General features: G+C 71.9%; 13 protein-coding genes. 6 read left to right on the top strand and 7 right to left on the bottom strand.

Annotated elements, in window-relative coordinates; genetic code table 11:
• Window positions 1–44 precede the first annotated feature (44 nt).
• Both DVS28_RS18760 and DVS28_RS18755 read right to left on the bottom strand, forming a co-directional pair.
• Window positions 45–899, bottom strand: a complete 855-nt coding sequence (locus DVS28_RS18760) for a formate dehydrogenase accessory sulfurtransferase FdhD (protein ID WP_114592829.1) — start codon at window positions 897–899, stop codon at window positions 45–47.
• Window positions 899–1,186, bottom strand: a complete 288-nt coding sequence (locus DVS28_RS18755) for a DUF6457 domain-containing protein (protein ID WP_114592828.1) — start codon at window positions 1,184–1,186, stop codon at window positions 899–901. Before DVS28_RS18755 ends, DVS28_RS18760 begins: the two co-directional genes overlap by 1 nt.
• Before the next feature lie 58 nt (window positions 1,187–1,244).
• Between DVS28_RS18755 and DVS28_RS18750 the strand changes: the two genes are divergently transcribed.
• Complete coding sequence (locus tag DVS28_RS18750) at window positions 1,245–2,129, top strand: haloalkane dehalogenase (RefSeq protein WP_114592827.1); 885 nt, start codon at window positions 1,245–1,247, stop codon at window positions 2,127–2,129.
• Window positions 2,130–2,229: 100 nt separating this feature from the next.
• A complete protein-coding gene (locus DVS28_RS18745) occupies window positions 2,230–4,197 on the top strand; it encodes a S8 family serine peptidase (RefSeq protein ID WP_114592826.1) in 1,968 nt (655 codons plus the stop codon).
• A gap of 48 nt (window positions 4,198–4,245) precedes the next feature.
• Here the strand turns inward: DVS28_RS18745 and DVS28_RS18740 are convergent, their stop codons facing one another.
• Together DVS28_RS18740 and pdxH are read right to left on the bottom strand one after the other, a co-directional pair.
• On the bottom strand, window positions 4,246–6,642 hold the full coding sequence (locus DVS28_RS18740) for a cell wall-binding repeat-containing protein (protein ID WP_114592825.1): 2,397 nt from the start codon (window positions 6,640–6,642) through the stop codon (window positions 4,246–4,248).
• 167 nt (window positions 6,643–6,809) lie between these two features.
• Window positions 6,810–7,454 (bottom strand): pyridoxamine 5'-phosphate oxidase, encoded by a 645-nt coding sequence (gene pdxH, locus DVS28_RS18735; protein WP_114592824.1) that lies wholly within the window; start codon window positions 7,452–7,454, stop codon window positions 6,810–6,812.
• A 21-nt stretch (window positions 7,455–7,475) separates the two neighbouring features.
• Here pdxH and DVS28_RS18730 point away from each other — a divergent pair, with 21 nt between their 5' ends.
• Complete coding sequence (locus DVS28_RS18730) at window positions 7,476–9,683, top strand: threonine synthase (protein ID WP_174236212.1); 2,208 nt, start codon at window positions 7,476–7,478, stop codon at window positions 9,681–9,683.
• Window positions 9,684–9,723: 40 nt separating this feature from the next.
• Window positions 9,724–11,454, top strand: coding sequence for a phospho-sugar mutase (locus tag DVS28_RS18725; RefSeq protein WP_216826142.1), 1,731 nt, complete (start codon window positions 9,724–9,726; stop codon window positions 11,452–11,454).
• 30 nt (window positions 11,455–11,484) lie between these two features.
• On the opposite strand, the gene hppD is transcribed toward DVS28_RS18725, so the two are convergent.
• Window positions 11,485–12,624 carry a 4-hydroxyphenylpyruvate dioxygenase gene (hppD, locus tag DVS28_RS18720; RefSeq protein WP_114592822.1) on the bottom strand — a complete coding sequence of 380 codons (1,140 nt, stop codon included), beginning with the start codon at window positions 12,622–12,624 and terminating at the stop codon, window positions 11,485–11,487.
• Between the two features lie 64 nt (window positions 12,625–12,688).
• Here hppD and DVS28_RS18715 point away from each other — a divergent pair, with 64 nt between their 5' ends.
• Window positions 12,689–13,174, top strand: coding sequence for an Lrp/AsnC family transcriptional regulator (locus DVS28_RS18715; RefSeq protein WP_114592821.1), 486 nt, complete (start codon window positions 12,689–12,691; stop codon window positions 13,172–13,174).
• 21 nt (window positions 13,175–13,195) lie between these two features.
• Here the strand turns inward: DVS28_RS18715 and DVS28_RS18710 are convergent, their stop codons facing one another.
• Both DVS28_RS18710 and DVS28_RS18705 read right to left on the bottom strand, forming a co-directional pair.
• Window positions 13,196–13,639, bottom strand: a complete 444-nt coding sequence (locus DVS28_RS18710) for a hypothetical protein (RefSeq protein WP_114592820.1) — start codon at window positions 13,637–13,639, stop codon at window positions 13,196–13,198.
• 89 nt (window positions 13,640–13,728) lie between these two features.
• Window positions 13,729–14,253, bottom strand: coding sequence for a nitroreductase/quinone reductase family protein (locus DVS28_RS18705; RefSeq protein ID WP_114592819.1), 525 nt, complete (start codon window positions 14,251–14,253; stop codon window positions 13,729–13,731).
• A gap of 83 nt (window positions 14,254–14,336) precedes the next feature.
• Here DVS28_RS18705 and DVS28_RS18700 point away from each other — a divergent pair, with 83 nt between their 5' ends.
• On the top strand, window positions 14,337–14,972 hold the full coding sequence (locus tag DVS28_RS18700; RefSeq protein ID WP_114592818.1) for a TetR family transcriptional regulator: 636 nt from the start codon (window positions 14,337–14,339) through the stop codon (window positions 14,970–14,972).
• The last annotated feature ends 104 nt before the right edge of the window (window positions 14,973–15,076 follow it).

The following is a 15,076-nucleotide window of genomic DNA, read 5'->3' as shown; positions in this document are numbered from 1 at the left end:
AGGCGCCCCCACCGTCAGGAGACTACTTGGCGTACTCCAAATGACTAGTCGCGTATACGGTGAGTAGCTGCATAGGCGGTGAAGTCGCCGTCCCGGGCGAAGCCGACAAGCGTCAGCCCGACCTCCTGGGCCAGCTCCACCGCCAGCGTCGTCGGGGCGGAGACCGCCACGATCATGGGGATCCCGGCCACTGCGGCCTTGGCCACGATCTCGAAGGCGACGCGGCCCGAGGTGAACAGGATCGTGCCGGCCATGGGCAGCCGGCCCGTCGTGGCGGCCCACCCGACCACCTTGTCCACCGCGTTGTGGCGTCCCACGTCCTCCCGTAGCGCCAGCAGGGTCCCGTCGGCGGCGAACGCCGCAGCCGCGTGCATGCCGCCGGTGGCCTCGAACCCGGGCTGCGCGGCCCGGGCGGCCGGGGGGATGCTGGCGATCACGTCGGCGTCGACGGTCAACGGGTCCTCGGCGACGGACCCCGCCCGTTCGCGGAGGTCGGCGACCACGTCGGACCCGCAGACGCCACAGGCCGAGGTCACCACCGTCTGGCGGTTGCGTGCGACGGTGACCCCTCCACCGTCCCGCGTGGCGACGTTGACCACGTTGAAGTCGCCGCTGTAGGGGCCGGCAAGGTCCGCAGCGGTCGGTGTCGCCACGACCTCTCCGGCGTCGACGCCGCAGTAGCTCATCCCGCCCACGCGGTCGGGCGAGACGCCTCCGTCGGTGATGGCGAACCCCAGCGCCAGGTCGAAGTCGTGGCCGGGGGTGCGCATGGTCGTGGCGACGACGGCACCGTCGACCCGGATCTCCAGCGGTTCCTCGACGGCCAGGCTGGCCCGCCCGCCGATGCCGGTCCCGTCACGGAACCGGCGCACCTTCGCTCGCTGCGTGGCGCCGGCCATCAGGTCGTCGAGGCGTCGTCGGCGGCAGCCGCGCCAGCCCCGTCCTGATCAGCCATCGTGGCCTCCAGCGCGACGATGGCCGACCGCACTCGCGCCGTTCGGTCCGCTGAGGAGTCCTCGGGGGACAGGGTCAGGGCCAGCGCCCACGCCGTCAGGGGGGCGTAGCGCCGTTCGCTGCCGTGGGCCACCACCCTGGTCAGGTCGAGCACCGCGGTGCGTTCCTCCGCCGTGATCTCGGGGGTCCCGAGGAGGGAGGCGAGCTGGGCGAAGAACGCGTCGTCGGACATGGCCCCAAGCCTGACAGCACCGACCCCCGCTGTCACGAGGGTCCTCTAGGCTGCCGCCATGCCGATCACCGCCGACATGCCGTACGCCAAGCGGACCGTGGACGTCGAGGGCGTCGCCATGGCCACCGTCGACGAAGGAGAGGGGGCGGCCGTCGTGTTCCTGCACGGCAACCCGACGTCGAGCTACCTGTGGCGAAACGTCATGCCGCATGTCGCCGACCTCGGCCGCATCGTCGCCCCCGACCTGGTGGGCATGGGTGACTCCGACCCGCTGCCGGACCCGGGACCCGACCGCTACACCTTCGTCGAACACCGTCGCTACCTCGACGGCCTGCTCGATGCGCTCGATCTCGGTGACCGGATCACGCTGGTCATCCACGACTGGGGCAGCGCACTGGGTTTCGACTGGGCCCGCCGGCACCCCGAACGTGTCGAGGGCATCTGCTACACCGAGGCGATCTGCGGTCCGGTGTCGTTCGATGACTGGCCCGAGGCGGCGCAACGGGTGTTCGGCGGCATGCGCAGCGAGGCAGGGGAGGAGATGGTGCTGGACAAGAACGTCTTCGTCGAACGCATCCTGCCCTCCTCGATCATGCGTGACCTGAGCGAGGAGGAGATGGCGGTCTACCGTGCCCCCTTCGCCGAACCCGGTGAGTCGCGCCGGCCGACGCTGACGTGGCCTCGCCAGATCCCCTTCGACGGCGAGCCCGCCGACACCGCGGAGATCATCGACGCCTACGCCAGCTGGCTGCCGACGACCGACGACCTGCCCAAGTTGTACCTGCACGCCGAGCCGGGGTTCCTGTGCCAGGTCTACGCCGACCGCTGCCGCACCTGGCCCAACCAGACCGAGGTCACGATCAGCGGCATCCACTTCGTGCAGGAGGACAGCCCGGACGAGATCGGTGCTGCCCTGCGCGAATGGATGCTCGCCCGGCGCTGAGGACGCACAGCCCGCCGTCGGGCATGACTCTGGGCTGAACCTCAACCACTCACCGTGAGACTGGTTCACGAGTCGAGGTGCGCTGCGTACGTTGCGCCCCATGAGCCCAACGCGGCGAGGGGGATGGTCCGGGGGATCGTGCTGCGGGCTCGTCCTTCTCGTCGTGGCCGTCCTGCTGGTGGCCGCGCCGGCCGCCGCCACGACCGAAGGACCAGCTCAGGACACCACGTCCCACGTGCGGGCGGCGTTCGTCGAGCCGCACGTCGACGACGCGCGGGTCGTGCGGATCGAGGGGGCCGGCCCCGACACGGCCCAAGCCCTGCCCGATCCGCGCCTGTTCGTCGATGCCGTCGACCGGGCTGACCCCTACCGGGTGCACCAGTGGGGGCTCGACGTGATCGGGGAGGAGGTCCTCCTCGGGGGTGAGCGAGGCGCGGGCATCACGGTCGCCGTCGTCGACTCGGGGGTGGACGCAGCCCACCCCGAGCTGGCCGGGGCGGTGGTGGACGGTTGGTCGGTGTTCGGCACCGACTGGGGGCATGACACCCTCGGCCACGGGACCGCGGTGGCAGGGATCATCGCGGCCCGGGCCGATGACGGCACGGGCATGGCCGGCCTGGCCGATGCAGTGGACATCGTGTCGGTGAAGGTCGTCGATCCCGACGGAGGTGCCTGGGCCAGCGATGTGGCCGAGGGGATCCTCTGGGCGGTCGATCGCGGCGTCGACGTGATCAACATCTCGTTGACGACCGACGTCGACGCGCCGGTCCTCCGCCACGCCGTCCGCATCGCGATGGAGGAGGGAGTCGTGGTCGTGGCCTCGGCCGGCAACCACGGGTCGGACGGCAACGCCACCATGTATCCCGCCGCGGTCGAAGGGGTGGTCGGTGTCGCCCCGCTCGAGGAATCGCTCGCCGGGACGACCTTCGGCAGCCACGGTGATTGGGTGGACCTGTCGGCTCCCGGGACACGCGTGTTCACGACGGCCCCGGGCGGTGGGCACACCGTCGTCAACGGGGGGTCCTTCGCGGCACCGTTCGTCGTCGGGGCGCTGGCCCACCTGCTCAGCGTGGCACCGCACACGACGGCCGGGCCGCTGTCGCCGGACTCGGCGATCCAACGGCTGGTGGACAGCACGGTGGACGTCGGGCGGCGGGGATGGGACGAGCGGACCGGCGCCGGGGCGCTCGACCTGGCCGCGGCCCTGGTCGACCTGGGTCCGCGGCGAATCCTCGGATGGGGCCGGGCCGAACGTGCGGCGTCGCTGGCCGCAACGGCGATCGGCGACGGGCGGGCCACCAGTGCGGTGCTGGTCAGCGACGATGGATGGGCCGACGCGTTGTCCGGGACCGGCCTCGTGGGCCCCGACGTGCCGCTCCTCCTGGCCGGCCACGGGGGCATCCCGGCGGCCACCCGGCGCGAGCTCTCCCGTGTGCTGCCACGGGGGTCGGAGGTCGTCCTGCTCGGCGGGGAACAGGTGCTCCCGCAGCTGGTTGTCGACGAGCTGGAGGCAGGTGGGTGGATGCCCGTGCGGGTGTCCGGACCGTCCCGGATCGAGACCGCCCTGGCCGTGGCGTCACGGCCGTCGCTGGCGGAGTCCGACACGGTGCTGCTGGCCTCCGCCGACGGGTGGGTCGATGCGGTCGCGGGTGGCGTGGCGGCCGCGAGGCTGGGTGTGCCGCTGCTGCTGACCTCCGGTGAGGTCCTGCACCCTGCTGTCGCCGCACACCTCGCTGCGCTGCAGCCGACGACGATCGTGCTCCTCGGTGGCCCGGCGGCCCTGTCGATGGACCTCGAGGAGGCGGTGGCGGCGACGACAGGGGTGACGCCGACGCGCGCCGGCGGCATGGACCGGCGCGAGACCGCCGAGGCGATCCGGGACCTTCTGCTGGCTGACGCGGCCGGGATGACGGTGATCGACGGGTGGGACGACGACGCCTGGGTGGATGGCCTCGCGGCCTCGCCGCTCGGGTTGCCCATCGCCATCGCGCCGGGGCCGGGGGGCGCAACGATCCAGTCGAGCGGCGTCCTGGCGACACGACAACGGGTGGTCGACGCAGCCAGCTGACTGCATCGACCACCTGTCGGGTCCGTGGACCGGGGACCGGCCCCGGCGTCAGTCGCCGATCGCCTCGACGATCTGGCGCTCGACCGTGCGGGAGATCGCGGCCTCGCCACCGACGATGACCACGCGGTCGATGTCCTCGGCGTTGCTCCGCAGGTAGGTACCCGAGGCGGGGCTCGCGTCGAGGTCCTGGCCGTGCACCAGCACCAGCGCACCGCCGTCGTTCCAGGCGGCCACGCCGGCTGCCAGGGCGTCGGGGAAGTCCAGGCCGGACGCGACCCAGGTGCGCACCAGGTCCGCGCCGAGGTCGGTGGCTTCCTCGACGAAGGCCACGGAGGTGCTGTAGCGGTCCGTGCCTGCGATGCGTCGGGTCGTCTGGCCCGCGGCCAGCAGCTCGGCCTCGACGGCGGGGGACAGGGCTGCGACGCCACCGGCCAGCGTCAGCGCATCGGCGTCCTCGGCCAGCAGGGTGGACAGCGCCTCCATGGAGACGTCGGGGACGTCGTCACGGGTGGACAGGAGGATGGGGGAACGGCCCCAGGTCGCCAGGTTGGCCGCCGACATCGCGTCGGGGAACTCGTCGTGGCGGGTGAACGTCACGGTGTCCACGGGGCCGCCGAGGCCGACGACCTCCTGGGCGATCGCGACGGCGGTGTCGAAGCGGCTGGGACCCTCGATGCGGCGGATGTCGTAGCCGTCGGCCCGAAGCTCCTCCTCGATCCCGGTGGACAGGGCAGCGGTGCCGCCGACCATGTAGATGGTCTCGACACCCAGGCGGTCGAGCTCGTCGGCCACGCGGCCGTCGAGGGTCCCGGGCGAGGTCAGCAGGATCGGACCCTCGACCTCGGCAGCAAGCGAGGACGCGGTCAGCGCGTCGGCGAACACGTCGCTGCGGGCGAGGACCGCTGCAGCTGCGCTGTCCAGCCCGGAGGAGGACACCTCGACGGAGGTCTCGACCCGGTCAGCACCGTCCACCCGGTTGGCGGCGTCGTCCTCCGGCGTGGAGACCGGTTCGGTGCCGTCCATGACCTCGACGCCGTCGCTGGTCCCACCGTCGTCGGTGTCGGGGTCGAGGGGGTCGGTGCCGTGGTCGTTGACTTCCTCGCCGTCGGTGAGGCCGTCGTCGTCGGTGTCGGGATCGGTCGGGTCGGTGCCGTGGTCGTTGACTTCCTCGCCGTCGGTGAGGCCGTCGTCGTCGGTGTCGGGATCGGTCGGGTCGGTGCCGTGGTCGTTGACCTCTTCGCCGTCGGTGAGGCCGTCGTCGTCGGTGTCGGGGTCGACCGGGTCGGTGCCCTCCTCGTCCTCCTCGTCGTTGGTCAGGCCATCGTCGTCGGGGTCGTCGTCGACGGCGACACGCTCGGGCAGCACGACGGTGCCGCTGCGGCCGGGGCCCTCGGTGGAGGTGACGGCGACGTCCAGGGCGGGGTTGCCGTCGACGGGCAGTCGGACGAACACGGTGCCGGTGATGGACTCACCAGCGGCGAGCGCGATGTCGACGTCGGCGCGGAAGGGGTTGTCCTCGAGGCCCTCGGCAGCGCCGAACAGCTCCTCGGAGGTGCTGACCACGACCGTGCCCGGGGGCAGGGACGCCAGGACCTCGGTGACGGTGGCGACGCCCTCGGTGCGGTTGGTCAGGGTGATGTCGACGCCGACGATGCCATCGGCGTCGGCCTCGCCCGGGTCGACGGTGACCGCGACCGCGGAGTCGGGGACCTCGTCGGCGACGGTGGCGCAGGTGGAGGAGGCGTGGGCGCTCGCGACGGCGACGTCGACGTTGGCGAGTTCGTCCAGGCCCAGCAGGGGCAGGGACGCGAGGGTGTCACCCACGTAGAGGTGGATGCCGGACACGCTGACCCCGTGGCGGTCGGTGTCGGCGACGACCTCGTTGAGGACGAGGGTGGCGACCTCGAGGGGCTCGGCCAGGCCCAGCGGGTCCAGCGGGAGCGGCACCTCGACGGGGATGGCCAGGTTGGCCGGGATCACGTCGGACAGCGGGACGTCCTGGCCGAGGATCCGCAGCCGGTCGATGGTCGTGGACGTGGTGGCCACGCCGTCGCAGTCCAGGGAGACGGCGGCGCGGACGGCACCGACCTCGATGACCGCGCCGACGCCGGGGATCTCCAGCAGCACGACATCGGCGACCTCGCTGTCGGCCGTGGCCGCACCGTCGGGGCCGGCCGTGGCGGCGACGTCGATCACCGCGGCACCCACCAGCGGCGATGCGGGCACGGGGACGAGGACGTCGTTGGCCTCGACCGGCTCGGTGCCGGCAGAGAAGGCCATCACGCTCGGCAGGCCCTCGAGCGGCAACACCTCCGTGCCGAGCAGGTCGACATCGGACGACAGCCCGCGGGCGTCGGCGATGGAGGCGGTTGGGTCCTGGGCGCTGGCTGGGGCGGCGACGGCCAGCAGCAGGACGCACATGATGGCGGCGGTGAGACGGGACACGATGGATTCTCCCTCGCGGGTGGTGCGCGCCCCGAACGGCGGGGACGGGACGACGCATGGTGACTTGTGACTACGTAGGCGTACGTACACAAGGTGGTCTCGGCCACTGGGGCACAGACCTTTACCGGATCACAGCGTTTCGGTTCCGCAATGGCGGAGCACCTGCGTCAGGGCGCCAGCCGCGAGATGCGCCACGCACCCCGCTCGAACTCGTACACGAAGCGGTCGTGGAGGCGGTCGTCCCGGCCCTGCCAGAACTCGAATCGCCGCGGCGTGACCACGTAGCCGCCCCAGCCCTCGGGCCGAGGCACCTCGCCGGTCCCCACCATGGCCTCGATCTCGGCCAGCCGCTCGTCGAGGACCCGGCGGCTCTCGATCGGAGCGGACTGGGGGGAGGCGTGCGCGCCGAGCTGCGATCCCCGAGGACGCGAGGCGAAGTAGGCGTCGGACTCCGCGGCGGTGGCGCGGACGGCGGAGCCGAGGACCTCCACCTGTCGGGCGGGGTTGGCCCATCGGAACAGCAGGGCGACGTTGGCGTTGTCGTCGAGGTGCCGGGCCTTGCGCGATCCGTAGGAGGTGTAGAAGTACAGGCGGCCGTTCTTGATCCGGCGGAGGAGCACCGTCCGGGCAGCAGGGCGGCCTTCCCGATCGACGGTGGCGAGGGTCATCGCGCTCGCCTCCACGCCCTGGTCGGACGTGCCCGCGTGGTGCAGCCAGGCCTGCAGCTGGGCGATCGGATCGGCCTGGAGATCGTCCGCTTCGAGGCCATCGTCGCCGTAGCGACGGCGCTCGCTCACCGGATCCGTCGTCATGACGTCCTATCCTCAGCCATCGTGGAGTCCAGCCTCAGCTTTCTCGAGGGTTCGCGCAGCGGGGCACGCTATGACGCGGACGTGCTTCAGCGCGTCGATCCCGTCGATGGCGCACCGTTGCTTGCACGGTACGACCTGGACCGGGCCGCGCGCACGCTGACCCCGCGATCGCTCGCCGAACGGCACGGGCCCGGCATGTGGCGGTGGCGAGAGCTGCTGCCCGTCAGGGACGCGCGGCATCGGGTGCACCTGGGGGAGGGGTCGACCCCGCTGTTGCCCGCCGCGCGCCTCGGCCCCGCGCTGGGACTCGACCACCTGCTGCTGAAGGCCGAGGGCCAGCAGCCAACCGGATCGTTCAAGGCCCGCGGCATGGCGGCTGCCGTCTCGAGGGCTCGGGAGCTCGGCGCGCGGTCCCTGATCGCACCATCCGCCGGCAACGCCGGCGGTGCCCTGGCGGCCTACGGTGCGGCGGCGGGGCTGCCCGTGACCGTCGTGATGCCGGCCGACGTGCCCGAGTCCAACCTCGTCGAAGCACAGATGTGCGGCGCTGCCGTCGCGCTGGTCGAGGGGTTCATCACCGACTGCGGTCGGGTGGCCCGGGCGATCGCCGAACGGACCGGCGCCTTCGACGTCTCCACCATGAAGGAGCCCTACCGCGTCGAGGGCAAGAAGACGATGGGGCTGGAGCTGGTCGAGCAGCTCGGCTGGACCATGCCCGACGTCATCGTCTACCCGACGGGTGGCGGCACGGGCCTGGTCGGCATGTGGAAGGCCTTCGACGAGCTCGAGGCGCTCGGCCTCGCCGGCGCGGGGCGTCCCCGCATGGTCAGCGTGCAGGCGCAGGGGTGCGCCCCGATCGTGCGGGCCTTTGCGACCGGCGCAGAGACCGCCGAGCCGTGGGCCGACCCGTCGACACGGGCCAGCGGGCTGCGGGTGCCGTCGGCGATCGGTGATCGGCTGATCCTGTCCGCGCTGCGCGAGTCGGAGGGCACCGCGGTCGCCGTGCCCGAGCAGGAGATCGACGCGGTCCAGCGCCTGGCTGGCCGCAGAGGCGTGGGCTACGTCTCACCCGAGACCGCCGCCGCGCTGGCTGCCGTGGCCAGCCTGGCCGACGAGGGGTGGCTCGCCGCCAACGAACGGGTCGTGGTCTTCGACACGGGGATCGGCCACAAGTACCCGCCCCCGGCCCTGCCCCGCCCGGTCACGGTCCGCCCCGAGGACGCCGACGACCCCGACCTGCTCGAGCTCGTGCGTGGCGGACGCCAGACGCGCACGGCCACACCGTCACGGCCGTCGGAATCGTCGAGCCAACCCACCGAACCCGCCCGCCCGGCCCCGCCCGTCGAGCCAACCGAGCCCGACGAGCCGTCCGAACCAGCCGAGCCGGTCGAGCCCGTCGAGCCGACCGTTGAGCCAGCCCCGCCGGTCGAGCGAACCCCGCCCGACGAACCGGCGTCGCCGCACGAGGCCGAGCCGGCCGAGTCCGACGAGCCGGCCGAGTCCTCCCCTCCCACGTCCCGCGAGGGCGGACGCGCGCGCATCGCGGAGCTGATGGCGCAACGGATCGTCACCCGTGACCCGGACGAGTCCGACGACGAATCGGACGACGAGGCCCACGACCAGGCCGACGATCAGGCCGACGAGGTGGCCAGCCCCGACGAGCCCGTCGCAGGCGTACTTGCGGAAACGCCCGTCGACGACGAGCCGTCGTCGGCCCGCGCCGTCGCCCCGGCGCCGGTGCACATCGCCCGAAGAGACGTCGGCGGCCCGCGGGTGCCCGGCGAGGCGCAGGTGTTGCGATCGCCCGCGCCATCTCCACGCGTGCCCGGGACGGCCGGCTCCGCGCCGGCCCCCGAGATCCGCCCGACGGAGGGCAGCCAGCCCACAGGCACAGCACCGCCTCCAGCCGCACCCCCGGCCCCGAAACCGGTCGAACCGGTGTCGCCGGTCCCCGTCGCCCCGGACCGACCCGCGACGAGCCCGTCCGTGCCCGACCCGTCGGTGCCGGACGCCTCCACGTCCGACGGCTCGATGGCGACGCCATCGGCCATCCCGCCCGTCGGCGCGACACGGCCCGACGCAGCCGGCGCCCCCGCGACCGGCCGGCGCGTCGAGGCCGACGAGCCACCCGCCGAGACGACGCCGGACGAGCCGTCCCTGGCGCTCCCGCGGCCGCCGTTCCGCGAGATCGTCGTGCACCCCCTGCCCGCACCGCCGCGAGACGCCTGAACGACTCCGACCACCGCTGGGTGCTCTAGGGTGCGGATCGATGGCTTCGACTCCCCACGACGGCGTGATGGATCACCGCGAGCAGGCACGTGCCTGGCTGGCCGAGGACCCCGACCCCGACACGCGCGAGGAGCTCCAGCGGCTGCTGGACCTCGATGACCTGCCGGGCCTGGAGGACCGGTTCGGCGACCGCCTCGAGTTCGGCACCGCCGGCATGCGGGGCGCGATCGGGGCCGGCCCCAACCGCATGAACCGCGCCATGGTCCGCCGGGTCACCGCGGGCCTGGCCGATCGCCTGAACGCCGCCGCAGGCGCCGGGGCGAGAGGGGTCGTCGTCGGCCGGGACGCCCGCCACAAGAGCGACGCCTTCGAGGCCGACACCGTGCGGGTCCTCGCCGGCGCGGGCCTCGGTGTGTGGACGTTCGCCGAGGTCGTGCCCACGCCGGTCGTGGCGTTCGCGGTTCGCTACCTCGAGGCCGCGGCCGGGGTGATGATCACCGCCAGCCACAACCCGCCCACCGACAACGGCTACAAGGTCTACGGGCCCGCCGGCCGCCAGATCGTCCCGCCGCTGGACACCGAGATCTCCCAGGCGATCGACGCCGTCGGGTCCCTCGGCAGCGTGCCGCTGGCCCCGGCGGACGACGAGCTGATCTGGCGCGCTCCCACCGACGTGGTCGACCACTACGCGGCCGCCGTGGTGGGGCTGATCGACCCCGACGGTCCACGCGACCTGCGGATCGTCTACACCCCGATGCACGGCGTGGCCGGTCACCTCTGCAGCCGTGTCCTGCGCGACGCCGGCTTCACCGACCTGCACGTGGTGCCCGAGCAGGCCGAGCCCGACCCGGCGTTCCCGACCGTCGACTTCCCCAACCCCGAGGAGCCGGGGGCGATGGACCTCGCCATCGCCATGGCCACCGAGGTCGACGCCGACCTGATCCTGGCCAACGACCCCGACGGCGACCGGATCGCCGTCGGCATCCGGCGGGACGGTGAGTGGGAGCTGCTCAACGGCGACGAGATCGGGACGCTGCTGGCCGAGGACCTGCTGTCCAACGGCCGCATGACCGGTGGGTTGCGTCCGGCCGTGGGGACCACCGTCGTGTCGTCGTCGTTGCTGGCACGCATCGCGGCCGCCCACGACGCGATCTACCGGGAGACCCTCACCGGCTTCAAGTGGCTGTCCCTGGCCGCGGAGGAGCTGGAGGACGCCCGGATGGTGCTCGCCTACGAGCAGGCCCTCGGTGTGACCGTCGGCGACCTCGTGCGGGACAAGGACGGGATCTCTGCGGCGCTGTGCGTGGCCGACCTCGCCGCACGGACCAGGGCACAGGGCCGGACGGTCGGCGACGTGCTGGACGACATGGTGGGGGCCTACGGCGCCCACATGACCCTGGGACGATCGGTGCTGCTCGACGACGGCGAGGACGACCTGGTCCAGCAGGCGCTCGACGGGCTGCGGCAGCGGCCCCCGACCGACCTCGAGGGCGAGGAGATCGTCGAGGTCTGGGACCACGACGCCGGCATCGTGACCCGCAGCGACGGTTCGTTCGACGAGATCGACCTGCCGGCCACCCCGCTGCTGCGTTACGTCGGCGCCGACGGCACCCGCGTCATGGTCCGGCCCAGCGGGACCGAACCGAAGCTGAAGTTCTACGCCGAAGCGGTCGAGCGCCACGACGACCCGGCCGAGGCACGGCGGATCGCGGAAGGTCGGGCCGATCGGGTCCTGTCAGCGTTCATGGAACGCACGCTGCCCGGCGGATGATCCGCCGGGCAGAGACAGCTGGGACGCTCGCTACAGGTTGCCGCGGAGGTCCTGCTCGCGTTCGATCGCCTCGAACAGGGCCTTGAAGTTGCCCTCGCCGAAGCCCTTGGCGCCGTGCCGCTCGATGATCTCGTAGAAGACCGTGGGGCGGTCCTGGACCGGCTCGGTGAAGATCTGCAGCAGGTAGCCCTCCTCGTCGGTGTCGATGAGGATGTTCTGCTCGGCCAGGGCCTCGATCGGCTCGGCGATCTCGTCCCAGTCCAGCTTCTCCTGCTGCTCGGCGTAGTAGGTGTCCGGCACGCGCATGAAGCGGACGCCGTTCGCGCGCAGGGCCTTGACGGTCTCGACGATGTCATCGGTGTGCAGGGCGAGGTGCTGGACACCGGAGGTGCCGTAGTAGTCCAGGTACTCCTCGATCTGGGACTTCTTCTTGCCCTCGGCCGGCTCGTTGATCGGCAGCTTGATGCGACCCTCGCCGTCCCACAGCACCTTGCTCATCAGCGCGGAGTACTCCGTGGAGATGGCTTCGTCGTCGAAGTGCTTGAGCTGGGTGAAGCCCATGATGCGGCTGTAGAAGCCGGCCAGGTCGTCCATGCCGCCGAGGTGGGTGTTGGCCACGACGTGGTCGACGAAGCGCAGGCCGATGTCGGTGCCCTCCGGGGCGTACAGCGGGGTCTTGGTGCCGCTGCCGTCGGTGGCCTCGTGGGCCAGCGGCTGGTAGCCGGGCAGGAAGACGCCGGAGTAGTTGGAACGGTCCACGAAGCTGTGGACGGTGTCGCCATAGGCCTTGATCTTCGCGATGACGACCTTGCCGTGCTCGTCCTCCATGACCGTGGGGGCCATGACGCTCTCGGCGCCGCGCTCGAGGGCCACGCGGTGGGCGGTCTCGGCGTCGGGCACCTGCAGCGCAACGTCCTTCACCCCGTCGCCGTGGGCCAGCTGGTGCTGGCAGATCTCGGAGTCCGGGCCGAGGCCAGCGGACATGACCCAGGTGATGTCGCCCTGGCGCATGACCCAGGACGCCTTGTCACGCTGGCCGGTCTCGGGACCCGCGTAGGCAACCGGCGTGAACCCGAAGGCCGTGCGGTAGTAGTGCATGGCCTGCTTGGCGTTCCCCACGTAGTACTCGATGTGGTGGTACCCGAGCAGGGGCATGAGGTCTGCGGTCATTCCCGTGATCTCCTTTATGATTGGCAAGCAGGACTGGCCTCCAGCCTAACAAGTGGAAAGCGGTATGGGAACACTGGAATCGATCGCACAACCCCGGCTGGACGAGATCGACCGCCGGATCCTCGAGCTGTTGCAGGCGAACGCCCGCATGTCCAACGCGGCGGTGGCCAGGGAGGTGGGGTTGACCCCGCCGGCCACGCTGGAGCGGACGCGACGGCTGGAGGACGCCGGGATCATCCGCGGCTACCGCGCCGACCTGGACCCCGAGCCCCTGGGCTACGGCATGACCGTCCTGCTGCTGATCCGCCTCGACCACCACGGTCGCGAGGCCGTGCACGCCTTCCGGGATGCCATCGCCGACGTGGACGCCGTGGCGGAGTGCCACTACCTGACCGGCACCGCCGACTTCATGCTGAAGATCCGCGTCCCCGACGTCGCCGGGTACCGCGAGCTGCTGGAGGACGAGGTGTCGGGCCTGCCCGGCCTGGCCCACGTCGAGTCCGCCGTGGTCCTCGAGACGTTCAAGGAGGACCGCTCGGTCCGCGTGTGAGGGGCCGGGCTGGCCCCTGGGTCAGCTGGCGTCGGTGGCCAGGGCGAGGGTCGCCAGCGGGTTGCCGGCGAAGTTCAGGATGTCCAGCGTGATGGTCGAGCAGTGGCCGGCGTTGCTGACCGTCAGCGATTCGCTCGGCCCGTCGAGGACCGTCGTGCCGTAGGTGCCGTCGTCGCCGATGGCCATGTCGAAGTCGCTGACCTCGTCGTCCCAGGTCAGGTACAGGCTGACGTTGGCCTTGGTGTCGTCGACCGGGTTGCCGGCGAGGTCGACGGTGAACGTGACGGTCGTCTGCCCGAAGAGGGGTTCCAGCGGCGTGTCGGGCGTGTGGCTCTCGCCGGCGAGGGTGATGAGCGGGTTGCTGGTCGCGCACGGCTGCAGGACGTCGTCGTCGGCCCCGGCGGGGACGGCGGCCACGAGGGCGATGACGAGCAGGAGCAGGAGGCGAATGGCGGTCGTGCGCACGGGGGGCTCCGAGGTGTTGGAGGAGGAGGGTCGTGCGGAAGGTTCGTCACGCGCGGCCGTATTCCTCTTTCCGACTCCGGGTCCCGGGTTCAGCCTGCGTCGACGGGGGCGCAGCGGATGATCGGCAGGTGGCGGCCGGCCTCGTCAATCAGGCGCTGGTAGTCGGCGAACCCGGCGTACATGGTCGTCGCCTTGTCGAACAGCTCGTCACGTTCCTCACCCTCGACCTCGCGTGCGACGTAGGGGTGGGACTCGCCGTCGGTGGTCAGCGTCACCGTCGGGTGGGCGAGCACGTTGCGGTACCAGGCCGGGTAGTCCGGTCGGCCGAACGACGACGCCATCAGCACGACGTCCTCGTCCTCGGTGAAGTAGATCAGCTGCACGGTTCGGGGGACCCCCGACGTGCGGCCGGGGACGGTGAGCTGCACGTGGCGGTAGATCCCGAAGATCGACGCCCGGCCACCGCTCCACCGCAGCAGGTACGGGTCGACCGGGGTCAGGACGTTGATGCCCAGCCACCGACCCATCGGGGTTCGGCCGAAGCGCGCGTAGGGTTCGGCGAGCCAGCGCGGGCCGCGGAGCGGGTTGGCGGGGTCGACCGGAGGGATGCCCATCGGTCGTGGAGCCTAGGGTCTGCCCGTCGTGCGGAGCGGCAGAACCGAAGAGTTGGGTGTTACCGGTGGTATCATCTGCGGACATGCCGAGCCGCACCGCCGCCACCGAGGAACGCCGAGCGCGTCGCCGAGCCGAGTTCCTCGACGCGGCCGACGCCGCGATCCGGGAGGCCGGGCCGGCGGTCACCATGGCTGACGTGGCCGCGGCTGCAGGGGTGACCAAGCCCGTCCTCTACCGGTTCATCAGCGACAAGGGCGATCTGGCCGGGGCCCTGGCCGATCGCTACGTCCAACGGCTGCAGGACATCCTCGACGTCGAACCGACCGAGGAGAGCGACCCGCGAGGGATGCTCGACCGGACCATCACCGCCTACCTGGCCTTCATCGAGTCCGAGCCAGAAATCTATGAGTTCCTCGTCCAGCGAGCGCCGGTGGAGTCCCCGGACGTCATCGAGCACCTCAGCCGGTTCACCCACCGGCTGGCCGGCAAGGTCACCGACGTGGTGACCGCCGAGCTGGACCGCTTCGGCCGCTCGACCGCCGGCGCCGAGGCCTTCGCCCACGGGATGATCGGCATGGTCCAGGCGGCGGGGGACTGGTGGCTGGCCCGCAGGAGCGAGGGCGAGCAGATGAGCCGTGACCAGCTGTCCCGCCACCTCGTCCGCGTCCTCTGGACCGGCCTCGCCGGCCTCCCCCCGGCCGACCCCGAGACCACCTGAACCCAGGTTCACCGGTCCACGCCCCAGCCGACCGGACCTGGGCCTGCCCAACGGATTTTGACCCACTGGCGCTGGGTCCGGGCACCGGGCGGGTCGACTTCCGC

Source organism: Euzebya pacifica, assembly GCF_003344865.1.
Classification (GTDB): Bacteria; Actinomycetota; Nitriliruptoria; order Euzebyales; family Euzebyaceae; genus Euzebya; species Euzebya pacifica.
This window is presented reverse-complemented; position numbering and strand designations above follow the sequence as displayed.